Below are 23,307 nucleotides of genomic sequence, written 5' to 3'. Positions count from 1 at the left end.
AAAAGAGAAGTCTATTGGGTAGTTTTTTTAGCGAGTCTGGGAGGGTGTGAGCCAGATAAACCAAGATAGAGGGCGCACTTTGGAGATGAAACGGCAGCTACCGTTATAGTAAAGCAGGTCGTAAAGACAATAAGAGTGGTACCGCGGGAAAGTCTCGTCTCTGATGAAGGAATCTTCATCAGGGGCTTTTTTTATTGCTTAAGGAGGAAAAAGGATGAACAACAAAGAGATTGTAGCACAGGCAGTTTATGAAGTAGTTAAAGAAGATTTAACACTGGAGGATGTAGCACGCTTACTAGAAAACCCTAAGTCAGCAGACCATGGGGATGTAGCTTTTCCAGCATTTTCGTTGGCTAAAATCTACCGCAAAGCACCTCAGCAAATTGCAGCGGATTTAGCCGAAAAAATCAATCCCGAACATTTTGAAAAGGTTGAGGTAGTCGGACCTTATTTAAACTTCTTTTTGAATAAAGAAGCTGTTTCCGGCAACGTATTAAAAGAAATTATTGAAGCCGGCAGTCAATTTGGCGCCAGCACAATTGGTAACAATGGCAATGTAACGATTGATATGTCTTCACCTAACATTGCTAAGCCTATTTCAATGGGTCATTTAAGATCAACAGTAATCGGCAATTCCATTAGCTTAATCTTAAGCAAGGTTGGTTATCAACCAGTTAAGATCAATCACTTGGGCGACTGGGGCACGCAGTTTGGTAAATTGATTGTAGCCTATAAAAAATGGGGCTCTGAGGAAAAGGTAAAGGCTGAACCGATCAGCGAACTATTGCGTCTGTATGTACAATTCCATGAAGAAGCAGAAAACGATGCAGCTTTGGAAGATGAAGCACGGGCATGGTTCAAGCGGTTAGAACAAGACGATGCAGAAGCAGTCGAGCTATGGGAATGGTTCCGCAGTGAATCGTTGAAAGAGTTCAACAAGATTTATGACATGCTGGAAGTCAGCTTTGATTCATTCAACGGCGAAGCCTTTTACAATGACAAAATGGATGAAGTCGTGACGATGCTGGAAGAAAAGCATTTGCTGAAGGAAGACCAAGGGGCAGAAATTGTTGACTTAGAAGCCTACGATTTAAACCCAGCGTTAATTAAAAAATCAGATGGTGCCACCTTGTATATTACCCGGGATTTGGCAGCGGCGATTTATCGCAAACGGACTTACAATTTTGTGAAGTCATTATATGTGGTTGGAAATGAACAAAGTATTCACTTTAGACAGTTAAAAGCAGTTCTAAAGGAAATGGGCTTTGACTGGTCTGACGACATGAAGCATATTCCATTTGGTTTGATTACCCAAGGTGGTAAAAAGCTGTCTACTCGTAAAGGTAAAATTATTTTACTAGAGGAAGTATTGAACGAAGCAACCGAATCGGCTTTAGCACAAATCGTTGAGAAAAATCCGGACCTACCAAACAAAGAAGAAGTGGCTCGCCAAGTAGGTGTCGGTGCCGTTATTTTCCATGATTTGAAAAATGACCGCTTAAACAATTTTGACTTTGAACTGGGAGAAGTGGTTCGTTTTGAAGGGGAAACTGGACCTTATATTCAATACACTCATGCCAGAGCGATGACTATTTTGGATAAAGCTGACTTTGCGCCAAGTATAACAGGAGCGTATGCCTTAAATGATGCGGACAGCTGGGAAATCATCAAGCTATTGCAAGCATTCCCTGATGCGGTTTCTCAAGCGGCAGAGCAATATGAACCTTCTGTTATTGCTAAGCATTCATTGAGATTGGCACAAGCGTTTAATAAATATTATGCACATACTAAGATTTTAGTAGATGATGAGCAAAAGGACGCTCGTTTAGCTTTAGTTTATGCAGTTACTACGATTCTTAAAGAAGATTTGCGCTTGCTAGGCGTTCACGCACCAAACAAAATGTAAAATCGAAGGCCATCTCATTCAATTAAGAGATGGCCTTTTTTTAAAAACGATGAGGAGGAAGCCGCATGAAATTAATTTTGGATTTAGATACGGGAATTGATGATGCTTTAGCTTTAACTTATGCATTAGGCCATCCAGAAGCAGAAGTGATTGGTGTAACTACTACCTTTGGCAATGTAATCCTTGAACAAGCAACGGCAAATACTTTGGATTTATTGTCACTTTTGAAACAGGAGGATACCCCAGTTTTTGAAGGAGCGGCTTTTCCTTGGGGAACGGCTGATTATCAGACAACGGATGATTTGCATCGGGTACATGGCTTCAATGGGATCGGAAATGTTTCACTTCTTAAAAGCAAGCGGATCAGTGAATCAGAATCTGCTGTGGACTTCTTTCTGCGTGCAGCGGAAACCTATGGAAATGAGTTGACAATTGTAACTGCTGGACCTTTAACTAATTTAGCCGAAGCGATTAAAAAGGATGCCGAAGTCATGAACAAAGTCGGACGGATTGTTATGATGGCCGGTGCCTTAACTATTCCAGGGAATTTAAGTCCATTTGCTGAAGCGAATATTTATAATGATCCTTTGGCAGCAGAATTTGTTTTTACGAGCGGCGTTTCCTTTACGATGGTGGGTTTGGACGTGACGCTTCAAACCATGATTACGCAAAAGGATATGGAACAATGGACTACTATTCAAACTGAGACAGCTCAAGCCATTACTGAAATGACAACTTACTATTATACGAATGAGTACGGTGAGGGAGAGTTTGGCGGAGCACTGCATGATCCTTTAGCAGTAGAGGTTGCCTTAAATCCAGAAATTCTGACTGAGACTTTAGCAATCAATCTAACCGTCGAAACTGCTGGTCCTTCAATAGGCAGAACCATCGGAGAGCTGGCTCGTTTGAATCAGCCGTTAAAGACAGCGGTCGTCGGCTTATCAGTGGACAGCCCTCAATTTTTGGAACGTTTTTTCACAGTTACAAGTCAGATTTTAGCAAATAATTAATTATTTTTGATTCATCAGCAAAAGCAATCGAGAAGTGCAAAACTCGCAAAAAGACCGAACTTTTTGAGGGTGGTGGACCTTTTCGATTGCTTTTTTTCTAGAACTTTCTAAAAATTAAATAAAATGAACTTCCCATTTGGTTAGTGCAATGAGTAAATAAGGTGGGGAGTACTTAGTGAAATAAATCATTTGTTGCAGGCTGTTCTGACAAGGTTTTCAATTTTTTCTTTAGAAAAAAATGGGCCATTTTGCAAATTTAGCAAAGGGAAAGGGCAGGCAGTTGCACTTATCAAAGTGCAACAGGTTTGTATTGCACGATAGTAAGGATGAACTTATAGTTACACATGTAAGGAGCTAAAGCAGGATGCAATTATCAAAAAGAGAAATTAAAGTTTTATTACGGCTGTTGGAAAATGAAGATAGTTTAACGACAAAAGAACTAGCCGAACATTTTCAAGTAAGCGTGCGCACAATTAAATATGACTTGGATAATATTCGACTGTGGCTGAATGATCGCGAAATTATACTTCATGCTCAACGAAGTAAAGGACTTTGGTTTGAATTAACCAAAACGCAGCGTTTAACTTTAAAAAATGAATTATTAGAAGAGGAACGCTTTGACATTTTTCCTGATCAGAAATTACGGGTTGAACAAATTGTTCTAAAGCTGTTGTTTACTGAGGAGGCGACAACAACGAATCAGCTAGCCAATTGGTTAGGTGTTTCGAAAAACACCATTATTACTGATTTAGAAAAGGTCGAGCTGTTTATCGCTTCGTATCAATTAGAGTTGAAACGACAAAGCGGACAAGGACTGTGGCTAAATGGATCGGAGGAAGCTTGTCGTTCATTGATGGATTATCTTTTGCATCACAACCTTACAGAATACGATATCTATCAAATTATGAATCGACTGACGAATCACGATCAGCCTAAACAGCCTATTCACATTGGAAAAGGCTTACCGTTTTATGAAGTCTATCAGGTAATTGTTCAGCAAACCTCACAACTGTTAGATCCGATGGTTACTAACGAATTTGACTATGCTGAATTGTTAGCGATTACCTTTAGGGTAGCTATTTCAGTTTGTCGTTTGCAGATGAACCATGCAATTGGTGCTTTTGTGATGATGGGAAATGTCCCAGAATTATTGAAGAAGCAGGATATACCTATGATGCTGATGCAGGCGGTGTTTGGTGTCTACGATCTGCCGTTGTTTAAGGATGAATATGAGTATATTTGCAGCGACCGTGCCAAGGGGAATGATCAGGAGGATATTCTGAAGCTGACCATTCAGCTGGTTCGGCACATATCTGAAGAGTTAAATGTATCCTTCAGTGATGATGCTCAGCTAGTCACCAATTTGTTTGCTCATTTATCTCTGCGCTTAGGGAAAAGACATCTTTATCCCAATGAGTACAATCCCTTTGTTGAAGACATCAAGTCGCTACATCCGCAACTTTTTACTGCAATTGGAAAGGCGTGTGAGCAGATGCCAGCCACGAAACAGCTGGTTAATGACTCTTTCATTGCTTATATTGCCCTGCACTTCTTAGTTTACTTTGAAAAAGAGAAATTTGAAAAAGGGGTTGCCCGAGTCGTTTACGTTTGTTCAACAGGCTTAGGAGTCACCAATTTGATCCAGCAAAAAATGGAAGAGGAAATTCCCAATGTAGAAATTGTTTGTTTCGCTTCCGTGTTGAATGCAGCTAACGTTATCAAAAACTACAAGCCTGATCTGGTTATCAGCATTTTCCCGATGGAGGACTTGAATTGTCCAACGATTAAGGTGAATGCCATTCCTTCAAAAGAGGATATCCAGAACATCAAACGCTTTACGCGACAAACTTTAGGAGATAAGCGTTCGCTTTCAAACCCGATTTCCCGTATTCCTGAGTTAAGCTCGGAAGAATTATCGCGGGAAGTAATACTAAAAGGGTATGTCATTTACGAGGGGCTGAAGAAAATCTCCGGTGATCTGTTGAAGCATGAGACCGAAGAAGCCTTTTTACTGCATGTTTTTCTGATGGTTCACCGGATCATGTTTAAGCATCAGTATCAATTAGAGGGCAATGTGAATCCCGATATTCTTTCATTGAACCAAACCTTATTTAAACAAGCGGAGCAATTATTTTCCGAAAATGATTTAGCCGTTAATGAGGCAGAATTAACTGCACTGTTTAATTATGTCGACAACAGGTAGAAAGGAGGACCGAAATGCAATTAACTGAAGAAAGCCAAAAAATTCTGCAAAGCAATCCATATAAGGAGGACCTGCAGGAGGTTGTTGACTATACTGCACAATTGCTGCAAGAAAAAATGATCCGCCCGACGGATCTTCAATGGACCATTTTAATTAATCATTTAAGTGAGATGGTCATCCGTGAAAAGGAAAACCGGACAATTTTAGAAGTTGATCCAGCCATGTTTTCAGAAGTATCGGAGGAAGCGCTGCTGATTTCTCAGCTAGTCGTTGATAAAGTTGGCCAACTGCCAAAAGATGAAACCTATGTATTATCCATTCACTTTGAAAGTGCAAAACAAAACGAGGAGGAAACAAAATGATTACAGTAGTTATCGCAGATCGATTAGGTAAAGGACAGAATGTAGCAAAAGGAGTAGAGGCAGCTGGCGGAAGAGCAGTTGTTGTTCCAGGTATGGGTGCAGATATGCGTTTAGGCGATGTTATGCAGCAGGAAAATGCGGATATGGGCATTTCGTTTTGCGGAAGCGGCGGTGCGGGAGCACTAACTGCAGCTACTAAATATGGATATTCAGAACGCCACGGTATGCGCTCGGTTGAAGAAGGCGTAACCGCTATTCAAGATGGAAATACAGTCTTAGGATTTGGCTTTATGGACCAAGAAGAATTAGGCAAACGTCTAACGGAAGCCTACATAAAAAAATACGGAGAATAAAAAGGAGCAGGTACAGTGAACACGACAGAGAAAAAACAACAAATAATTACCGTTAACGGACGAGGAGAAACGAAAGCAGCGGCCTTTTCAGATGCCTTAAATCAAGTACAAAAGCAAGTGCTCAAAGGAACCTCAGACGTGATTTTGCGAATTGAGCCTAAGTCGGTCACTGTACTTTCTGCTGAAGAACAAAAATATACGGAGCGCTTCTTGTTTTTCTTCTTCCCGCGGGAACGAGTGAATTACAGTGTTAAGCTGGATGTAGAAGTGGAGCTGTTGATGATTGATATGGCGTCAGTTCCTTTTGAGCCAGTAGCACAAGCAGCGCCAGATGCCGTAAATGTACCATTTTTATCAAAAAAAGTGTAAGAGGGTGAGACGAAGTGGAATTTGTAATTATCTTATTGAAATCATTGATTATCGGCGGTTTGTTAGGCTTCGCCGCAGGTGCGGGAGCAGCAAGAATGTTTCATGCTCCAAGTACGCAGGGGCTAGGAGCTTTTCGGACATTAGGGGAAATGAATGCCTGTGAAGGCGATCCGGCTTCCCACTTTTCTTTCGGTCTAGGATTTTTCTTCAATGCTTGGGCATCAGCAGTAGGTGCCGGCGCGTTCACACAGGATGTTACTCACCGGGTTATTCCTAACTGGGCAACAGCCGCATTGCTGGTTAAAAACAAAAATGTCGAAGAAACTATGCATAATCCCAAGAAAATGGGGATATCTGGTGCTTTAATCGGAATGGTGCTGGTTGCTTTCCTAAATACGACTGCAGCAGCGATTCCAGAAGCTTTGCAAGTAACAGCGGTTGCTGTATTAGTGCCAGCGGCTACAACGTTGATCAATATTGTTATGCCGGTTCTCTTCTGGTTGGCAGCCATTGATGCAGGAAAACGTTCTGGTTTTTGGGGAACTTTATTTGGTGCATTTGCTCAAATGATTATGGGCAACGCGGTTCCAGGTGTGGTACTAGGGATTTTAGTTGGTAAGGGTGTTGACGAACAAGGCTGGACTAAGATTACTAAGATTATCCTGACAGCAGCGATCTTGTTGTTTGTATTTAGTGGTTTCTTCCGCGGTTTTGATTTGCAGATGCTGGAAAGCTTCCGCTTGGATGCACCAAACTGGTTAAACAACTTACATGATGTCTTTACGGTAGAATAGGGGGCTTTTAAATAATGGAATTTACAGGACTAACAGAAGAACAGAAAAAGAAAAGTTTTTGGTTTGGTGATTGGGCCTTTCCAATTTTAGTAGGGCTAATGTCCTCCGCTGTATTCACAGGGACTCACATGTATGTTGAGTATGGGGTTGGTGCATTTAACGAAGTGTCCATTGTTGCGATGCTGAAAGCCGGTTTAGATGGCGGCTCTTATGGAGCGGCAGCTGCCTTTGGTGCCAGCTTCCTGTTTGCCAGAATTTTAGAAGGATCACTGGTAGGGATTTTGGATTTAGGTGGTTCAATTCTGACTGGTTTAGGGATTGGTATTCCAGCTATCTTCTTATCAATGGGGATTGATGCGCCGATTAAAAGCTTCCCGTTAGCACTATTAACAGGGGCAGCGTTAGGCTTAGCAGTAGGCGGAATCATCATTTTGATTCGGAAGTTTACGATTAATCAGTCTAATTCAACTTTTGGTGCAGATATTATGATGGGTGCTGGTAACCAGTCTGGTCGTTTCTTAGGACCACTGATCATTTTGAGTGCAGCTTCAGCTTCTATTCCGATCGGGATTGGTTCAACGATTGGGGCAATTATTTTTTACAAATGGAAAAAACCGATTGCTGGTGGCGCAATTTTAGGCGCAATGATTTTAGGGGCGTTATTCCCAGTAACCTTGGAACAATAGGAAAAGAGGAAGATCAATGTCGGAAACAGTATTAAAAAATGGCCGCTTGATTACAGGTGAACCTTGCGAAGTTGTTTTTGCAGAGGGCAAGATAGTTGAGGTTGCAGAAACTATTGAGACAAATGGACGAGAAGAAATTGACTTAAACGGAAAGTATTTCTCGGCCGGCTGGATTGACGGTCATGTTCATTGCTATCAAGAAATGAATTTGTATTACGACTATCCAGACCAAATTGGTGTTGAAAAAGGTGTAACGACAGTTGTTGATGCCGGAACAACCGGTGCTGAAAATATTGCTCGTTTTTACGAATTGGCGAAAGAGGCTAAGACCAATGTTTATGCCTTGTTGAATATTTCGAAGTTTGGAATCGTTGAGCAGGATGAGCTGGCTGATTTGTCGAAGGTTCAATCAGATTTAGTGAAACAGGTGTTAGCTGATCTGCCAGAATTCATTATTGGAATTAAGGCACGTATGAGCAAGACCGTTATTGGTGATAACGGGATTACACCGTTGAAATTGGCTAAAGAAATCCAAGCTGAGAACCAACAGCTGCCTTTGATGGTTCACATTGGCTCGGCGCCGCCTGAACTGGATGAAATTCTGGATGTTATGAGCAAAGGCGATATTCTTACTCATTGTTTCAATGGCAAGCCTAACGGTATAATGGATCAATCAACTGGGAAAATTAAAGAGTTTGTTTGGCAAGCTTATCGTGATGGCATCTTGTTTGACATTGGTCACGGCACTGACAGCTTCAATTTCACGGTTGCTGAAACAGCCTTTAAGGCAAACATGCTGGCTAATACTATCAGTACCGATATTTATATTCGTAATCGGACAAATGGTCCGGTTTTCGACTTGGCAACGACCTTGGAAAAACTGCATACAGTGGGTTATTCTTGGCCGCTGATTATTGAAAAGATCACTTCGGCTGCGGCTGATCAGTATCATTTATCCCAAAAGGGGCGAATTGAGGCGGGGGCCGATGCAGATTTTACTATCTTTAAGCTGATTGATGAAGAAAAGGAATTAGTGGATTCGAATGGTAATCTTCGTCAGGCAAACCAACAGATTATTCCAGTACAGACAATTATTGGAGGCGTAAGCTATGACAATCAGCTATGACAAGTTTGACCTGAAGCAAGTAATTAATGCTTCTGGTCGCATGACGATTCTTGGAGTATCAAAGGTCTCGGAATCGGTGATGGCAGCCCAACGTTTTGGAGGAGAACACTTTTTTGAAATGAGCGATCTGGCCGTACAAACCGGCAAATACTTGGCTAATTTACTGAAGGTAGGAGACACTCAGATTGTTTCCTCTGCTTCTGCGGGCATCGCTCAATCGGTAGCCGCGGTTATTGGAAAAGGAGATATGTATCATGTGTATCATCCCTACACGAATCGTTTGCAAAAAAGAGAAATTGTCCTACCGAAAGGGCACAATGTAGATTATGGAACACCCGTTGAAACGATGGTTGATTTGGGTGGCGGCCAGCTGATCGAAGCGGGTTATGCCAATATGTGTTCACCTGAACACATTGAAATGATGATCACTGACAATACGGCGGCGGTTCTTTACATCAAGAGCCATCATACCGTTCAAAAAAGTATGTTAACGGTGAAGGAAGCAGCCGAGGCCGCTCATAGCCACCAGCTTCCTTTGATTGTAGATGCGGCAGCTGAAGAAGATCTGTTTCAATATATTGAGGCGGGTGCTGATCTAGTCATTTACTCGGGAGCTAAAGCAATTGAAGGCCCTAGTGCCGGTTTAGTTATTGGGAAAAGTGAGTACGTGAATTGGGTTCGTCTGCAAAGCAAAGGAATCGGCCGAGCAATGAAAATCGGCAAAGATAATATCTTAGGCTTTACCCAAGCGGTGGAGGATTACTTGACTAACGGCAGTGAATCAGGTGATTCCATGAAAGAACGTTTAGCACCATTTGTTGAGGCAGTTAATCAGCTTGCTGATTTGCAGGCGACAGTGGTTCAAGACGGAGCCGGGCGGGACATCTACCGGGCCAGCTTGAAGGTCAATGGTAAAAAGACTGCTAAACAGGTGATTGAAGAATTAAAAGCAGCTGATCCGGCGATCTATACCCGAGAATACCAAGCCAACAATGGCATTATTGAATTTGATATACGTTCAGTTAATCAAGCTGAAATGGATGCGATTGTCCAACGACTAAAAGAAATTATGGAAGAGGAATAAAATATGTCATTGATCCCAAATTATTTAGAAGAACGAATTTGCTTAAATGTATTAGCGAATTCGGTAGAAAATGCCAAAGCTTGTTACGAGGCAGCAGAAGGACACGTTGTTTTAGGGGTTCTTTCTAAAAACTATGATAGCGACGAAGCAGCAATTGAAGATATGAAAAAATATCAGGAGGCAACCGACAATGCATTATCTGTTGGTTTAGGAGCTGGCGATCCTAACCAAAGCCAAATGGTTTCGCGCATCTCCGCTGTTTTGCAACCGCAGCACGTTAATCAGGTATTTACTGGAGTTGGAACTTCCCGAGCACTATTGGGCCAAAAGGATACGGTGATTAATGGTTTGGTTTCACCGACGGGCAAAGTTGGGTATGTTAATATTGCAACCGGTCCGTTAAGTTCACAGGCGCCAAGTGGAGAAGTACCGATTGAGACGGCTATTCAATTATTAAAGGATATGGGCGGCAGCTCGATCAAATATTTCCCAATGAAGGGCTTGGCTCACAAGGAAGAATATCAGGCAGTTGCTAAGGCCTGTGCGGAGTATGATTTCTATTTAGAACCAACTGGCGGAATCGACTTAACCAACTTTGAAGAAATCGTTCAGATTGCTGTTGATGCCGGAGTGAAGAAAATCATTCCTCATGTTTACAGTTCAATTATCGACTCAGCAACGGGTGATACGAAACCAGAGGATGTTCAAACGTTATTAGCTATGATGAAAAACACTTTGAAATAAAAATGACCCGCACATTCTGACTGAATGTGCGGTTTTTTAATCGTTATAACGATACAGTAGATTGTCTAACTAACTCTTTATCATGGATAAAGTAATCCAACAGTTCGGTCAGATTTAGAATACAAAGGTCTGCGCCAGCTTGATAAAAACGATCCATAACCTTTTGGATCAGCTGGTCTTTGTCGGTTACTGACAAGTCGCTGTATTCTTCTAAGGATAAGCCCATTTCTGAACTACCTTCGACAACTGCAATCGTAAACACCCCAGCATTTTTTCCTTCCTGAATATCGGCAACCGTATCGCCAACCTTCACTACTTCTGCTACAGATAGATTGTTGAAATGCTGCATGTTTTGGAAAATCATGTAGGGATAAGGTCTGCCCAAGTTGCCGACTGCATCAGGAGTAGTCATGAAATCTGGACTGTAGCCGGCTATTTTTGCTGCTGCGGTAACAATCTTCATCATTTCACTAGTATAGCCAGTTGTTGAGCCAATATTAATTCCGTGTGCTTGCAGCTGCTGAATAACCTCAGCTGTTTTTGGCTTCAATTTTGAATATTCGGCTAGATCTTCGAAAAGGAAAGTTTCAAAACGTGCGTAAATTTCCTCAGTATCGGTATCTTGCGGCAGCTGTTGATAGCTGTTCAGCCATTGTTCTTGAACAGAAGGCAGCTCCAGTAAAATTTTGATATGTTCTCGTTTCAATTTTCCCATCGGTTCACGAATTTCATCAAGGGATAGGGTAATTCCTTTTTCATCAAAGGCCTTTTTGAAGGCTATGACTGGAGCCATACAACCAAAATCAACGGTTGTCCCGGCCCAATCAAAAATAATTGTTTTAACTGACATAGGCTACCTCCGAGTATTTTTCAATGATCTCTGCTAAGCGATGAATATCTTTTGGATAAATCTCACCGATGTTGCCAATGCGGAAGCAATCATGGTCGCTGATTTTTCCTGGATAAATCACAAAGCCGTTGTGCTTCAAATGGTGATAAAAATTATTGAAATCAAATGGCCGGTCCTGAGGATACAGGAACGAAGTGATGAAAGGCCCCTGATATTTTTGAATAAAGGTCTCATAGCCTAATTCACTCATTTTTTGTCGCAAAAGGTGATTGTTGGTCAAGTATCTCAAATAGCGTTGTTCAATCCCGCCTTCTAACTCTAATTCCTTCAAGGCCTGTAAGAAAGCTAATACCGTATGGGTAGGGGAGGTAAAACGCCATTTGCCATCTTTTTCCATCGCCTGATATTGATCGTAAAGATCGAGGGAAAGGGTGCGCGCATAACCTTTTCGTTTCTCCAGCTCTTGTTTTTTACAAATGACAAAGGAGAAGCCGGGTACACCTTGAATACATTTATTGGAGCTGGAAATCAGAAAATCAATTGACAGCTGGGAAATATTCATCGGGATGCCGCCGAAACTGGACATAGCATCCACAATAAACAACAAGTTGTTTGCTTTAGCTAAGGCAGAGATTTCATCCAGCTCATTTAGAATCCCGGAGGTTGTTTCACTATGCACCATCGTAATGGCGGAAATACTTGGGTGATCGTTCAATAGTTTTTGCACCGCTTCGGCTTTAGGTATTTTATTTTCCGGTACTTCGTAAACAGTGTGAGTGATGTTGTGTCGCTGACACATCGTTGCCATTCGCTGACCATAAGCTCCGTTTGTGCAGATAAGCAAATGATCTTCAGGGGTGATCACCGTGCTCAAAACAGATTCCACACCGAAGGACCCGCTGCCTTGCATTAGGACAGTGGTGTATTCTTTTTCTGATACTTCGGCTAAGTTCAGCAGACGCTGACGGATTTCCTGAGTGATTTCTTTGTAGTCTTGGTCCCAGGTGCACTGATCTGTTAACATGGCTTTTTTTACGGTCATAGTGGTGGTCAAAGGACCTGGAGTTAATAGTTTATACTGCATGGTAAGCCTCTCAATCTACTAATTTTTGGTGCTGCTCTAACAATTCAGCAGTTAATTCTTCAGGGAACACTTTTTGATCACTGGCTACTTGGACACTATCAGCTTCTTCACCGTTGTAAATAGGACTAGGATAGATCGCCAGCAAATCTTTGCGTCCTTTTTCCATAATCGTGTTTAGCATTTTTTCTGCTTCAGGATTGGTATCGTCGCCTTTGTTAATTACTGCTAAGGATTCAGTTAGAGTGTAAGTTCCCTCGGCAGGCTCTACGTATTCAATCGGCAAACCTTCATTTTTATCCTTCACAGCTTGGTGGCGCAGGCCAAAGCCAAGAGCGACTTCACCTAAACGAACTTTTTTAATCGGACCAGAGCCAGAGCTTTCCAAGTGATCACCGGCATTGGCATAAATATCTTTCAAAATAGTTTTCGCTTCGTCTTCGCCATAATTATCAATCAAGGCTTGGAACAAAAGCCAAGCAGTGGAAGATTGCTTAATATCTGAAATTGCCAAAACACCTTTGTACTTAGGATCAGTTAAATCTTTTAAACTTTTAGGGACTGGCAGCTTCAATTCCTTCATCATGTCGGTATTGTAGAAAATGGTTCCTTCTTGCATGGTAAATGGTGCAGCGTAGGTTGGGATTTCAGTTAAAGGATCAACCGTTAGCTTCAAATCCTTGAACATTTCGTCTTTCTTTTGTGCACTGGTTAAGTAGAAGGTACTCATGGTTACTAGATCTGCTTCGATATTAGTACCTTCCGCCAGCAGTTTTCCGCCCAGTTCCGAGGTTCCAAAGGATTGCAGGGTGTAGTTGCCCTCGAAGCCATTTTTGTCTAAAACATCTTTGATCACTTCAACAGGTTCTTCATCAGCATTGGTGTAAATAACTACCTTTTCGTTTGCGGCGTTACCGTTGCTGCAGGCGCTTAATAAAAGGGCTAAGGCGGTGCAGCCAAGTAGGGCGAAAATTCTTTTTTTGTTCATTGGTTAATCTCCTTTTGATAAGTTGAGTTAGCAGCTGCATGATCAAGTTAATCAGCAGCAAAAATAGAGAAAGCATAAAAATATCGTTAAACCGGCCAAAATGCTGGAGCTCTTTTAGTTTGGCGGTAATAACCATGGTGTTGGCACTGGTTAAGAAAACCACGGCGCTGATTGTTACCATTGAATTGAAGAAGTAATAGGAAAACATATCAACGATCGTTAGCTTAGAGTTGGGTATCAAAATACGCCAAATAGTCGTAATCCAGCGATCGCCCATCAATTTTGCGGTATTTTCCCAGTTCAGATTCATTTTTTGCAGAGCCTCTTTAGCCATTTGATAGGGTGTAGCAAAATAATGAACCACCGTCACAATTACTAAGATCATTAAAGTGTTGTGAAGACTGCTGCTAGCGAAGATCAGCAGATAAGCGACACCTAGAACCATTCCGGGAATCGAATTAGTAATCGTTGAGACACTGTCAATTAGTTGATTGATCGTATAGATTTTCTTTTCTCTAGACGTCATCAAAGCTGCAAAATAGGCAAAGATTGTACCGATTACAGCAGTCAACAGAGCCATCAGTAAAGAATTCTTCAAGGTAGTCAGCAAGCTGTCATCCTGCAGGAACGTAGTAAAGTTCTGCAGGGTTGGCTGCAGATTAAAAGGCCAATTAGTTAAAAATGGAATAACCAGCAAAATCAGAAAGACTCCTAAGATAAATACAGACGTCAGAATAAAGAGACTGCGAAAGGCCCAATCTCTAAAACGGTTCTTCTTTAAGACGAGTGCTTGCGGTTTTTCGTAACGAACGACCTTCTTCTGAAGATGATTCAAAATCAGAATACTTATAATAGAAGGAAACAGCATCGTTAGTGCTACCAGGGAACCATATTGAAAATTGGGGATGGTCCCCATAAAGCCGTCATATAACAGAGTCGTAATAAAAGGCGTCTGCCCACCAACAGCACTCGGAATCCCAAAATCGGTCAAGGACATGAAAAAGCCTTGTAAAAAAGCCACGGCCAACACGCGATAAAGGGGACTGAGAACTGTCCGATGTAAAGACTGCCACCAAGAATCACCCATTAGACGTGAGACAAGAAATAAGCGGTTGTCTAGGTACGCCATGGAGTTGTTGATCAAAATGAAAATAGGCGGCAAAGTATAGATAATGAATCCTAGCAAAATTCCAATCGTGCCATAAATATTGAACCATTCATGCTGCAGCAGCTTCGTCCAGAGCCCTTGCTTGCCGAAGGCGTAAATCAGAACAAAGCCATAGGTGATCGTCGGCAGCAGCATAGGAAATTGTAAAATTCCCGTATTTATCTTCAAGAAGCGGCTGCCGGCATTAGTAAAATTGTTTCCGTAAGCAAGAAAGAAGCCCAAAAGTGTTGAGCAGCTGGCGGCAATCAAAGAAAATTTCAAGCTGTTTAGAAAGGATAGCTGCCATTTTTGATCAAAAAATTGCTTTAGACTTTCCACTAGGGTGCCATTTTCCACCGACAAAGCGGTCATGACTACTTTTCCTAACGGTAAAACTAAAAAGATGAGAAAGAATACTAGAATGAAGCCGCTAGTGATTCTTTTTAAGGACCAGACTTCTCTCATGCTTCCGCCCGCTGCAAGGCTTGTTGGAAAATTTGCTGGATGTTTTGCTGCTTAACAATTAATTGATTAATTATAAATTCCTGAACAAAGTGACAGGAAGCTTGAGTCATGATTTCTACTGGTGAACTGCATTGAGCAATGCGGCCATTGTCTAAAACCACGATTTTGTCTGACATGGTTAGCGCTTCTTCTGGATCGTGGGTCACAATGATAATGGTTAAAGAAAGCTTTTGGGCAATCTCCTGAATTTTTTCCTTAATCGATTCTTTGATAACACCATCTAGTGCGCTTAATGGTTCATCCAACAGCAGCAAGTCAGGCTTCATAACTAAGGTACGACCTAAAGCAACCCGCTGTTTTTGCCCGCCAGACAGTTGCTGAATCGGTTTGTCGAGATGCTTTTCCAAATTTAATAAGCGAATCAGCTCTTGTACCTCTTCCTCCGAAGAACAATTCTTCTTGTTCTTCAGCCCGTAGGTCAGGTTCTGATAGGCAGTTAGATTCGGAAACAGGGCATAATCTTGAAATACGATATTAAAAGGCCGCTTCTCCATGGGGGTATGGGTAATATCCTTTTCTCGAAAGAATAATTTGCCGCCGCTAGGTTCTTCCAAACCCAAAATAATATTTAGCAGCGTCGTTTTTCCTGATCCTGATTGTCCTAGGATAGAAACGATCTCTCCTGTGTTGATTTCTAAACTGATCTCTTCTAAAACCGTACTTTGCTGAAAGTTTTTTGAGATATTTTCCAGCTTCAACATAATTACCAGCTCCTTGAATTATTTTTTTCGTGCATCCTTTTCAACTGAACCCTTGTGTGGGCAGTTCGTTTTCCTTTGATTGAAGTATAGCGGAGCTTTGTAAAGGTATAATCAAGGATGTGAAAAGATAAAATAAAGTTTGTTATGTTTGTGTAAATAATGTTAAGATTTTTTTGTTACACGAGGTGTCAAGACACATCGGGAGAGAAAGAAGGATTTGCTGATGAAGCTTTTACGTTTAGGTATGTTGTTAGGTTCTGTTTTATTATTGGCAAGCTGTGGGCAAAAAGAGGCGCAAACCACGGAAGAAAAGGATACACCCAAAATTGCACTGGTTTTAGGATTTGGCGGGGTCGATGAGCGCTCGTTTAATCAAGCAGGCTGGGAAGGACTCAAGGATTGGGGCCATAAAAAAGGCTTAAAGGAGAAAAAAGACTTCCTATATATGGAAACAAATCAACCGCAAGATAATAGTACAAATGTTAATCAAGCGGTGGAGAATGGTTTCAACACCATCATCAGTCTCAGCTATTTGCAAGCAGATGCAATCAAGGAAGCGGCAGTTGCCAATCCTGATTTAGATTTTGCTTTAGTCGATGGAGAGATAGAAGACCAGAAAAATGTTGTCTCAGCTACGTTTAAGGATCAGGAGAGTGCTTATCTAGCCGGGATCGCTGCAGCCTATACCACTCAAACCAATCGGGTAGGTTTTATTGGCGGAATGGAAGGGCCGGTAATTCAACGCTTTGAAACTGGTTTTGAGAACGGGGTAAAGGATGGTGCGAAGGCACTAGGAAAAGAAATTACTGTTGATAGCCGTTATGCTGCTTCGTATGATGCACCGGATCGTGGAAAGGCGATTGCTTCTTCCATGTATGAGGAAGGGTCAGATATTATTTATCAAGCAGCAGGCAGTACCGGGGCTGGTGTATTCCAGGAGGCCAAGGCTCGTAATGAACGGGAAAACAGCCAAAAGATTTGGGTGATCGGCGTTGACCGTGATCAAAACGATGAAGGTGTCTATCAAACACCAGCAGGTCAAGAGGATAATTTTACATTAACCTCTACCTTAAAGAATGTTGGAGCAGCGGTTTCGGAAATTGCTGAGGCTAGATACAATCAGAAATTCCCTGGCGGTGATCACTTGGTTTTTGGCATTAAAGAAGCCGGTGTGGATTTGACGGAGGGTCAGTTAACCGAGGAGGCTCTTCAGGCAGTTGCGAAGGCAAAAGAAAGAATTATTGACGGAGATATAACTATTCCGGAAAATTAGCAAAGAAAGAGGCTGTGACATAAAACGTCACAGCTTCTGAAAACCGTATAATCGGTGTAAGTTAAGCAACTCCTTCAGAAATAAGCCGATAATCATAAAAATATGAGAAGCTCCAAGTAGGTACTGTTCGACATCAACTCCAATACTCGTTGTGTCTCTCAGCAAATTTAGGATTATTCGGCTTATTTCTCGGAGCTGAGCGTTGCTGTCACAACCTCTTTGTCCTAGTTAATAGTTGTAGAATGCGGATCTTTCAAGAAAGCTGCAACTTGTTGTGCATCTTCGTCGGTTCGTGAAATAATAATGATCGTATCGAAGCTGGCCATAGTTGCTACGATTGTTTGGAAGGTTAGATCATCCAAAACAGCAGCCAAAAGGTTGGCGTTGTCAGGAAGTGTTTGGATTACCGTCATGAACTGAACTCGTTCGACTTTTACGATCACTTCGTCAATCATTCGGACTAAACGCTTCGTATCTTCATCATCAGACGGCTGGTTAGGCTCTTGAAACAGTTCGAAACGCGGACTGCCATCCTCATCGATGGTTTTGACGATCTTTAAATCACGGATATCACGGGAAATCGTTGCTTGAGTAGCAACCACACCTTGTTCTTCTAAATAGGTCATTAATTCGCTTTGGTTGCGAATGGAATGCGTGACGATAATTTGTTTGATTAATTCATGCCGATCTTTTTTACGCATAAAAATTCTCCTAATCGATTTTTATGCAACAATTATAACAGAAATACGCAGCTTTAGCAGGTCAATTCGATAAATATTAATCAGATTCTTTTACTTGGAAAATTAGCGGGAAATGATTGATTTCTATCTAGTCCTACTGTATAATTACTAATTGTGTGTGGGCGACCACAGACAAATCCACATCTTAATTTTATTGGCAGCAGGGTGCTTCATTGGAAGTCTGCCGCTGAGTTTGACAATTAAGAGAGGGAACAAAAAACCAAATTGGAGGAAACAAAACATGTCAGTATTGTCTATGAAACAATTACTAGAAGCCGGCGTACATTTCGGTCACCAAACTCGTCGCTGGAACCCAAAAATGAAGAAATACATCTTCACAGAAAGAAACGGAATCTACATCATTGATTTGCAAAAAACAGTGAAATTAGTAGATGCAGCTTACGATTACATGAAAAATGTTGCTGAAGACGGCGGCGTTGCGTTGTTCGTAGGTACTAAAAAACAAGCACAAGAAGCAATTAAAGAAGAAGCAACTCGCGCTGGCCAATATTTCGTTAACCACCGTTGGTTAGGCGGAACTTTGACTAACTGGGATACTATCCAAAAACGTATCGCTCGTTTGAAAAACATCAACGCTATGGAAGCAGACGGTACTTTTGAAGTATTGCCTAAGAAAGAAGTTGTTGGTTTAAATAAAGAACGCGAACGTTTAGAAAAATTCTTGGGCGGTATCGCTGATATGCCTAGAATTCCAGATGTAATGTACATCGTTGACCCTCGTAAAGAGCGTATTGCGGTTCAAGAAGCACATAAATTGAACATTCCAATCGTTGCTATGGTTGATACAAACTGCGATCCTGATGAAATCGACGTAGTAATCCCTTCAAATGATGATGCTATCCGTGCCGTGAAATTAATCACTGCTAAAATGGCTGATGCATTTATCGAAGGCAACCAAGGTGAAGATCAAGTAGCTGAAGCAGACTTCGTTGCAGAAGATGGCGGACAAGCAACTTCAATCGAAGAAATCGTTGATGTTGTAGAAGGCGACAACACTTCTACTGGATCAGCAGAATAATTTCGTAGCTCAAGCTGCTTCAAAGAAAATAACAACCTTTGAAGCAGCTTTTTTAAAAAATTAGAGGAGGCCCATGAAGATGGCACAGGTAACAGCTAAGTTAGTAAAAGAACTACGCGACATGACTGGCGTAGGTATGATGGATGCGAAAAAAGCATTAGTAGAAGTAGAAGGCGAGATTGAAAAAGCTGTCGATCTTTTACGTGAAAAAGGTATGGCTAAAGCTGCTAAGAAAAATGACCGTATCGCTGCTGAAGGTTTAGCTTCAGTTGCTGTTAACGGCAATGCTGCAGCAATCGTTGAAGTAAACTCAGAAACTGACTTCGTTTCTAAAAACGAAATGTTCCAAAACCTAGTGAAGGAAATTGCTGAACTAGTAGCTGCTAACAAACCAGCTGACATGGACGCAGCAATGGAATTAAAAACTTCCAAAGGTACAGTTGCTGAAGAATTAATCGAAGCTACCCAAGTTATCGGTGAAAAAATCAGCTTCCGTCGTTTCAAAGTATTGGAAAAAGGCGACAATGCTGCTTTCGGCGGATACTTGCACATGGGCGGACGTATCGCTGTATTAACCGTTTTAGACGGAACTACTGACGAAGAAATTGCTAAAGACGTGGCAATGCACGTAGCAGCAATCAACCCTCGTTATGTTGATGAATCTCAAATTCCTCAAGAAGAATTAGATCATGAGAAAGCTATTTTAACTGAACAAGCTTTAAACGAAGGCAAACCTGAAAAAATCGTTGAAAAAATGGTTGTAGGCCGCCTAAATAAATTTAAAGCAGAAATTTCTTTAGTTGACCAACCTTTCGTTAAAGATCCTGACATGACTGTCGAAAAATACGTTGCCTCAAAAGGCGCTTCTGTTAAAGAATTCGTACGTTTCGAAGTTGGCGAAGGCATCGAAAAACGTGAAGATAACTTTGTTGAAGAAGTTATGAATCAAGTGAAAAAATAATTCTGTTTTTTAACAGTCGGGAACGCATGTGAAATTGCGCTCCCTTTTTTTAAGCGAAATCAGATAAAATGGCTTCAAATAAAGCAGAATATGCTAAAATGGCTATAGAGTGACAGTGGGGGAATCGAAATGAAAGAACCAAAATACAAACGAGTAGTACTTAAACTAAGCGGTGAAGCATTAGCCGGCGAGGAAAAATTCGGCATTAATCCGCCAATTATCCAAGATATTGTTGAAGAAATCAAAGAGGTCCACGAGCTGGGAATCGAAATGGCGATTATCGTCGGCGGCGGCAACATCTGGCGCGGACAAATCGGTGCGCAAATGGGCATGGAACGGGCACAAGCTGACTATATGGGCATGCTGGCAACCGTGATGAACGCATTGGCTTTACAAGATGCTTTAGAAAACATCGAAGTACCAACCCGCGTACAAACATCTATCGAAATGCGCCAAATTGCTGAACCATATATCCGCCGCAAAGCGGAGCGTCATTTAGAAAAAGGCCGGATTGTTATTTTTGCTGGTGGTACCGGAAATCCGTATTTCTCAACCGATACAACTGCTGCGTTACGGGCTGCTGAAATCAATGCAGATGTCATTTTAATGGCGAAAAACAATGTAGATGGTGTCTATTCTGCAGATCCAAAGCTGGATCAAAATGCGATTAAGTTTGATGAATTGACTCATTTGGATGTCATTTCTAAAGGATTGCAAGTAATGGATTCAACCGCAAGTTCACTAAGTATGGACAATGATATTCCGCTTGTTGTCTTCAATTTGAATGAACCAGGAAATATTAAACGAGTTGTTCAAGGTGAAAATATCGGAACAACTGTAAGGGGGAAATAACATGGCAGATGCAGTAATGAACGAAGCGCAACAAAAGATGAAAAAAGCAGAAGAATCTCTGCAACGTCAACTAGGACAAATTCGGGCTGGACGTGCGAATGCCAGCTTGTTAGACCGAATCACGGTTAACTATTACGGAGCACCAACACCGGTCAATCAATTGGCATCAATTACTGTTCCAGAAGCACGAGTATTAATGATTACACCTTTCGATAAAAGCACAATCGAAGACGTTGAAAAAGCAATTTTAGCTAGTGATATTGGCTTGAATCCGGCAAATGACGGGAACGTAATCCGTTTAGTGATTCCTCAATTAACAGAGGAACGTCGGAAAGAATTAGCTAAAGAAGTGAAAAAAGAAGCTGAGAATGCTAAGGTTGCTGTCCGCAACGTACGTCGTGATGCGATGGATGATTACAAAAAGCAGCAAAAAAATAGCGATATTACTGAAGATGACTTACGCAGCATGGAAAAAGACATCCAAAAATTAACCGACGATAGCGTGAAAGAAATTGACAAAATTGTCAGCGAAAAAGAAAAAGAACTACTAGAAGTTTAATTAGAAGTTAAGGCAGCTGTCCAGCTCTTTAGACAGTTGTCTTTTTTTATGGAAATTAGAATCTCTAAATATGCCAGAAAATGCTTGTAATCAGAGATTTTTATTTAGGCAAATGTTTGAAAAAAACTAAATACCTGCGGATATGCGTAGGCAAGCTTTAGGTTTATTGCTATAATGGCAAATGAGTTGCCGGTCCAGCTTCTTTAATCAATGAGTTGTTTATTGGTTTTTAAAGCTGATTAGTTGGCGGGCATTTGTCTTGAAGAATAAGAATTGAGGGGGAAAATTAATGGTATTACGTTTTTTTCCACAAAAAGAGAAATATACACCAGAAGAAAGTGAACTGACTTTCAATCCAGAAGGTGCAATTCCTAAACATGTGGCAATTATTATGGACGGAAACGGACGTTGGGCTCAAAATAGACGACTTCCGCGAGTGGCCGGACACAAAGAAGGCATGGAAACCGTTAAGCGCATTACTAAATATGCCAATAAATTAGGGATCAAGGTATTGACGCTGTATGCTTTCTCAACGGAAAACTGGAAACGTCCTGAGGATGAAGTGAAATTCTTGATGCAATTACCGGTGGACTTTTTTGATACGTTTGTCCCTGAGTTGATTGCTGAAAATGTTCAAGTAAAGGTGATGGGCTATGAGGAATATTTGCCAGCTCATACCCAGGATGCGGTTAAACGCGCGATCGAACAAACAGCTTCTAATGATGGCTTGGTATTGAATTTTGCTCTGAACTACGGCAGCCGGGCTGAAATTGTCAGTGCAGTGCAGACAATTGCTAAAGAAGTAGAGAAGGATCAAAAGAAGCCAGAAGATATTAATGAAGAAACGATTGCCAGTCATTTAATGACCGGTTTTCTGCCAGCAGATTTGCGGGATCCTGAATTGGTGATTCGTACCAGCGGCGAAGAACGGATCAGTAATTTTCTGCTGTGGCAATTGGCTTACAGTGAATTATTCTTTACCAAAGCTTTGTGGCCTGATTTCGACGGTGCTCATTTGGAGACCGCGATCGCTTCATTCCAAAACCGCAATCGCCGTTTTGGCGGGTTAAACAAGGAGGATACTAAATGAGACAACGAGTAATTACGGCTGTAGTGGCCTTGGCAGTCTTTTTGCCGATTTTATATGTAGGCGGCATTGCGATTGAGCTGGCTGCAGCTGCTTTAGCCGGTGTCGGCGTATATGAGTTATTCCGCATGAAGGGCTTAGCAATTTTAAGCTTTGAAGGAGTACTTTCGATTTTAGGAGCAGTATTTTTAGTACTGCCGGCGGAGCGCTGGTTTCCATTTTTAAATGATACATCAGGCAACTTTTTATTATTTTATTTAACAGTCATGATTATCTTAGGTTTTTCGGTTGTTTCGAAAAATACTTACACGATTGATGAAGCTGGTTTTCCAGTTATTGCCAGTTTATATGCCGGAGTAGGTTTCCAAAATCTGGTCATCGCTCGCTCAGAAGGCTTGGCAATGATTATCTTTGCTTTCTTTATTGTTTGGGCAACAGATATTGGGGCGTACATGGTTGGCCGCAAGTTCGGTCAGCGCAAGCTTTGGCCGGATATTTCTCCCAATAAAACGATTGAAGGCGCGTTAGGTGGAATTGCTAGTGCCTTGGCAGTAGCGGTTATTTTTCTAATTGTACAGCCTAACTTAACCCAACATAATTTAATAACGATGCTATTATTCACGATTGTTTTCTCAGTGGTTGGTCAATTTGGTGACTTGGTGGAATCGGCAATCAAACGACATTTTGATGTGAAGGATTCGGGTAATATTTTACCGGGACATGGCGGAATTTTGGACCGGTTTGACAGTATGCTTTTTGTCTTTCCTATGATGCATTTGTTAGGTGTTTTTTAAAAAGCTCGCGTTAAGAGCTTTTTTTTCGTGGTTTTATGATACACTAGCTCTAAGAAAAAGCTAAAGGCAG

General features: G+C 41.5%; 24 protein-coding genes. 18 read left to right on the top strand and 6 right to left on the bottom strand.

What is annotated here, in order from left to right; translation table 11 throughout:
• Positions 1–214: 214 nt before the first annotated feature.
• The 11 genes from argS to dagF all read left to right on the top strand — a co-directional run bounded on the left by argS (position 215) and on the right by dagF (position 10,640).
• Complete coding sequence (gene argS, locus IGI49_RS06820) at positions 215–1,906, top strand: arginine--tRNA ligase (protein WP_429963903.1); 1,692 nt, start codon at positions 215–217, stop codon at positions 1,904–1,906.
• Between the two features lie 65 nt (positions 1,907–1,971).
• On the top strand, positions 1,972–2,919 hold the full coding sequence (locus tag IGI49_RS06815) for a nucleoside hydrolase (protein WP_429963902.1): 948 nt from the start codon (positions 1,972–1,974) through the stop codon (positions 2,917–2,919).
• A gap of 364 nt (positions 2,920–3,283) precedes the next feature.
• A complete protein-coding gene (locus tag IGI49_RS06810) occupies positions 3,284–5,122 on the top strand; it encodes a BglG family transcription antiterminator (protein ID WP_429963901.1) in 1,839 nt (612 codons plus the stop codon).
• A gap of 14 nt (positions 5,123–5,136) precedes the next feature.
• Complete coding sequence (locus IGI49_RS06805; RefSeq protein WP_429963900.1) at positions 5,137–5,484, top strand: PRD domain-containing protein; 348 nt, start codon at positions 5,137–5,139, stop codon at positions 5,482–5,484.
• The gene (locus IGI49_RS06800) at positions 5,481–5,837 is read left to right on the top strand and encodes a glycine-rich SFCGS family protein (protein ID WP_207673511.1); all 357 of its coding nucleotides are present in this window, start codon (positions 5,481–5,483) and stop codon (positions 5,835–5,837) included. The genes IGI49_RS06805 and IGI49_RS06800 overlap by 4 nt, the downstream gene beginning before the upstream one ends.
• 15 nt (positions 5,838–5,852) lie before the next feature.
• Positions 5,853–6,206, top strand: a complete 354-nt coding sequence (locus tag IGI49_RS06795) for a DUF4312 family protein (protein WP_429963899.1) — start codon at positions 5,853–5,855, stop codon at positions 6,204–6,206.
• A 14-nt stretch (positions 6,207–6,220) separates the two neighbouring features.
• Positions 6,221–7,000: a DUF4311 domain-containing protein gene (locus tag IGI49_RS06790; RefSeq protein WP_207702351.1), complete on the top strand. Its 780-nt coding sequence runs from the start codon at positions 6,221–6,223 to the stop codon at positions 6,998–7,000.
• A gap of 14 nt (positions 7,001–7,014) precedes the next feature.
• The gene (locus IGI49_RS06785; RefSeq protein ID WP_207702352.1) at positions 7,015–7,686 is read left to right on the top strand and encodes a DUF4310 family protein; all 672 of its coding nucleotides are present in this window, start codon (positions 7,015–7,017) and stop codon (positions 7,684–7,686) included.
• A gap of 16 nt (positions 7,687–7,702) precedes the next feature.
• Positions 7,703–8,812, top strand: a complete 1,110-nt coding sequence (locus IGI49_RS06780) for an amidohydrolase/deacetylase family metallohydrolase (RefSeq protein WP_429963898.1) — start codon at positions 7,703–7,705, stop codon at positions 8,810–8,812.
• Positions 8,796–9,896, top strand: coding sequence for a DgaE family pyridoxal phosphate-dependent ammonia lyase (locus IGI49_RS06775; protein ID WP_429963897.1), 1,101 nt, complete (start codon positions 8,796–8,798; stop codon positions 9,894–9,896). The genes IGI49_RS06780 and IGI49_RS06775 overlap by 17 nt, the downstream gene beginning before the upstream one ends.
• Before the next feature lie 3 nt (positions 9,897–9,899).
• Positions 9,900–10,640: a 2-dehydro-3-deoxy-phosphogluconate aldolase gene (dagF, locus tag IGI49_RS06770; protein WP_429963896.1), complete on the top strand. Its 741-nt coding sequence runs from the start codon at positions 9,900–9,902 to the stop codon at positions 10,638–10,640.
• Between the two features lie 43 nt (positions 10,641–10,683).
• Here dagF and phnX read toward each other — a convergent pair whose 3' ends face one another.
• Genes phnX through IGI49_RS06745 form a run of 5 tightly spaced genes read right to left on the bottom strand, consistent with a single transcriptional unit; the run spans position 10,684 to position 15,932 of the window.
• Positions 10,684–11,490: a phosphonoacetaldehyde hydrolase gene (gene phnX, locus IGI49_RS06765; RefSeq protein ID WP_429963895.1), complete on the bottom strand. Its 807-nt coding sequence runs from the start codon at positions 11,488–11,490 to the stop codon at positions 10,684–10,686.
• Entirely contained in the window at positions 11,480–12,574 is a 1,095-nt protein-coding gene (gene phnW / locus IGI49_RS06760) for a 2-aminoethylphosphonate--pyruvate transaminase (protein WP_429963894.1), read from the bottom strand. Before phnW ends, phnX begins: the two co-directional genes overlap by 11 nt.
• Positions 12,575–12,584: 10 nt before the next feature.
• A complete protein-coding gene (locus IGI49_RS06755; RefSeq protein ID WP_429963893.1) occupies positions 12,585–13,559 on the bottom strand; it encodes an extracellular solute-binding protein in 975 nt (324 codons plus the stop codon).
• Complete coding sequence (locus tag IGI49_RS06750) at positions 13,483–15,171, bottom strand: ABC transporter permease subunit (protein ID WP_429963892.1); 1,689 nt, start codon at positions 15,169–15,171, stop codon at positions 13,483–13,485. The genes IGI49_RS06755 and IGI49_RS06750 overlap by 77 nt, the downstream gene beginning before the upstream one ends.
• Positions 15,168–15,932 carry an ABC transporter ATP-binding protein gene (locus tag IGI49_RS06745; RefSeq protein ID WP_429963891.1) on the bottom strand — a complete coding sequence of 255 codons (765 nt, stop codon included), beginning with the start codon at positions 15,930–15,932 and terminating at the stop codon, positions 15,168–15,170. The genes IGI49_RS06750 and IGI49_RS06745 overlap by 4 nt, the downstream gene beginning before the upstream one ends.
• A gap of 223 nt (positions 15,933–16,155) precedes the next feature.
• Between IGI49_RS06745 and IGI49_RS06740 the strand changes: the two genes are divergently transcribed.
• The gene (locus IGI49_RS06740; RefSeq protein ID WP_429963890.1) at positions 16,156–17,205 is read left to right on the top strand and encodes a BMP family lipoprotein; all 1,050 of its coding nucleotides are present in this window, start codon (positions 16,156–16,158) and stop codon (positions 17,203–17,205) included.
• 224 nt (positions 17,206–17,429) lie between these two features.
• Here IGI49_RS06740 and IGI49_RS06735 read toward each other — a convergent pair whose 3' ends face one another.
• Complete coding sequence (locus IGI49_RS06735) at positions 17,430–17,906, bottom strand: arginine repressor (RefSeq protein ID WP_429963889.1); 477 nt, start codon at positions 17,904–17,906, stop codon at positions 17,430–17,432.
• Between the two features lie 280 nt (positions 17,907–18,186).
• On the opposite strand from IGI49_RS06735, the gene rpsB reads away from it, so the two are divergent.
• The 6 genes from rpsB (at position 18,187) to IGI49_RS06705 (ending at position 23,237) form a co-directional block, all read left to right on the top strand.
• Positions 18,187–18,984 carry a 30S ribosomal protein S2 gene (gene rpsB, locus IGI49_RS06730; RefSeq protein ID WP_429963888.1) on the top strand — a complete coding sequence of 266 codons (798 nt, stop codon included), beginning with the start codon at positions 18,187–18,189 and terminating at the stop codon, positions 18,982–18,984.
• A 79-nt stretch (positions 18,985–19,063) separates the two neighbouring features.
• Positions 19,064–19,945: a translation elongation factor Ts gene (gene tsf / locus IGI49_RS06725; protein ID WP_429963887.1), complete on the top strand. Its 882-nt coding sequence runs from the start codon at positions 19,064–19,066 to the stop codon at positions 19,943–19,945.
• Positions 19,946–20,074: 129 nt separating this feature from the next.
• A complete protein-coding gene (gene pyrH, locus IGI49_RS06720; RefSeq protein ID WP_429963886.1) occupies positions 20,075–20,797 on the top strand; it encodes a UMP kinase in 723 nt (240 codons plus the stop codon).
• A 1-nt stretch (position 20,798) separates the two neighbouring features.
• Positions 20,799–21,356, top strand: coding sequence for a ribosome recycling factor (gene frr / locus IGI49_RS06715; RefSeq protein ID WP_429963885.1), 558 nt, complete (start codon positions 20,799–20,801; stop codon positions 21,354–21,356).
• Positions 21,357–21,645: 289 nt separating this feature from the next.
• A complete protein-coding gene (locus tag IGI49_RS06710; RefSeq protein ID WP_429963884.1) occupies positions 21,646–22,446 on the top strand; it encodes an isoprenyl transferase in 801 nt (266 codons plus the stop codon).
• Positions 22,443–23,237 carry a phosphatidate cytidylyltransferase gene (locus tag IGI49_RS06705; RefSeq protein WP_429963883.1) on the top strand — a complete coding sequence of 265 codons (795 nt, stop codon included), beginning with the start codon at positions 22,443–22,445 and terminating at the stop codon, positions 23,235–23,237. Before IGI49_RS06710 ends, IGI49_RS06705 begins: the two co-directional genes overlap by 4 nt.
• Positions 23,238–23,307 lie beyond the last annotated feature (70 nt).

The organism is Enterococcus sp. AZ071 (genome assembly GCF_050499065.1).
Lineage (GTDB): Bacteria > Bacillota > Bacilli > Lactobacillales > Enterococcaceae > Enterococcus_A > Enterococcus_A ferrettii.
This window is presented reverse-complemented; position numbering and strand designations above follow the sequence as displayed.

Coding starts and splice junctions, on each gene's coding strand:
- rpsB (WP_429963888.1), top strand. CDS start 18,187: ATGTCAGTATTGTCTATGAAACAATTACTAGAAGCCGGCGTACATTTC.
- tsf (WP_429963887.1), top strand. CDS start 19,064: ATGGCACAGGTAACAGCTAAGTTAGTAAAAGAACTACGCGACATGACT.
- argS (WP_429963903.1), top strand. CDS start 215: ATGAACAACAAAGAGATTGTAGCACAGGCAGTTTATGAAGTAGTTAAA.
- dagF (WP_429963896.1), top strand. CDS start 9,900: ATGTCATTGATCCCAAATTATTTAGAAGAACGAATTTGCTTAAATGTA.
- IGI49_RS06805 (WP_429963900.1), top strand. CDS start 5,137: ATGCAATTAACTGAAGAAAGCCAAAAAATTCTGCAAAGCAATCCATAT.
- IGI49_RS06710 (WP_429963884.1), top strand. CDS start 21,646: ATGGTATTACGTTTTTTTCCACAAAAAGAGAAATATACACCAGAAGAA.
- IGI49_RS06785 (WP_207702352.1), top strand. CDS start 7,015: ATGGAATTTACAGGACTAACAGAAGAACAGAAAAAGAAAAGTTTTTGG.
- pyrH (WP_429963886.1), top strand. CDS start 20,075: ATGAAAGAACCAAAATACAAACGAGTAGTACTTAAACTAAGCGGTGAA.
- IGI49_RS06735 (WP_429963889.1), bottom strand. CDS start 17,906: ATGCGTAAAAAAGATCGGCATGAATTAATCAAACAAATTATCGTCACG.
- phnX (WP_429963895.1), bottom strand. CDS start 11,490: ATGTCAGTTAAAACAATTATTTTTGATTGGGCCGGGACAACCGTTGAT.
- IGI49_RS06750 (WP_429963892.1), bottom strand. CDS start 15,171: ATGAGAGAAGTCTGGTCCTTAAAAAGAATCACTAGCGGCTTCATTCTA.
- IGI49_RS06755 (WP_429963893.1), bottom strand. CDS start 13,559: ATGAACAAAAAAAGAATTTTCGCCCTACTTGGCTGCACCGCCTTAGCC.
- IGI49_RS06740 (WP_429963890.1), top strand. CDS start 16,156: ATGAAGCTTTTACGTTTAGGTATGTTGTTAGGTTCTGTTTTATTATTG.
- IGI49_RS06705 (WP_429963883.1), top strand. CDS start 22,443: ATGAGACAACGAGTAATTACGGCTGTAGTGGCCTTGGCAGTCTTTTTG.
- IGI49_RS06810 (WP_429963901.1), top strand. CDS start 3,284: ATGCAATTATCAAAAAGAGAAATTAAAGTTTTATTACGGCTGTTGGAA.
- IGI49_RS06745 (WP_429963891.1), bottom strand. CDS start 15,932: ATGTTGAAGCTGGAAAATATCTCAAAAAACTTTCAGCAAAGTACGGTT.
- IGI49_RS06775 (WP_429963897.1), top strand. CDS start 8,796: ATGACAATCAGCTATGACAAGTTTGACCTGAAGCAAGTAATTAATGCT.
- IGI49_RS06815 (WP_429963902.1), top strand. CDS start 1,972: ATGAAATTAATTTTGGATTTAGATACGGGAATTGATGATGCTTTAGCT.
- IGI49_RS06800 (WP_207673511.1), top strand. CDS start 5,481: ATGATTACAGTAGTTATCGCAGATCGATTAGGTAAAGGACAGAATGTA.
- frr (WP_429963885.1), top strand. CDS start 20,799: ATGGCAGATGCAGTAATGAACGAAGCGCAACAAAAGATGAAAAAAGCA.
- IGI49_RS06780 (WP_429963898.1), top strand. CDS start 7,703: ATGTCGGAAACAGTATTAAAAAATGGCCGCTTGATTACAGGTGAACCT.
- phnW (WP_429963894.1), bottom strand. CDS start 12,574: ATGCAGTATAAACTATTAACTCCAGGTCCTTTGACCACCACTATGACC.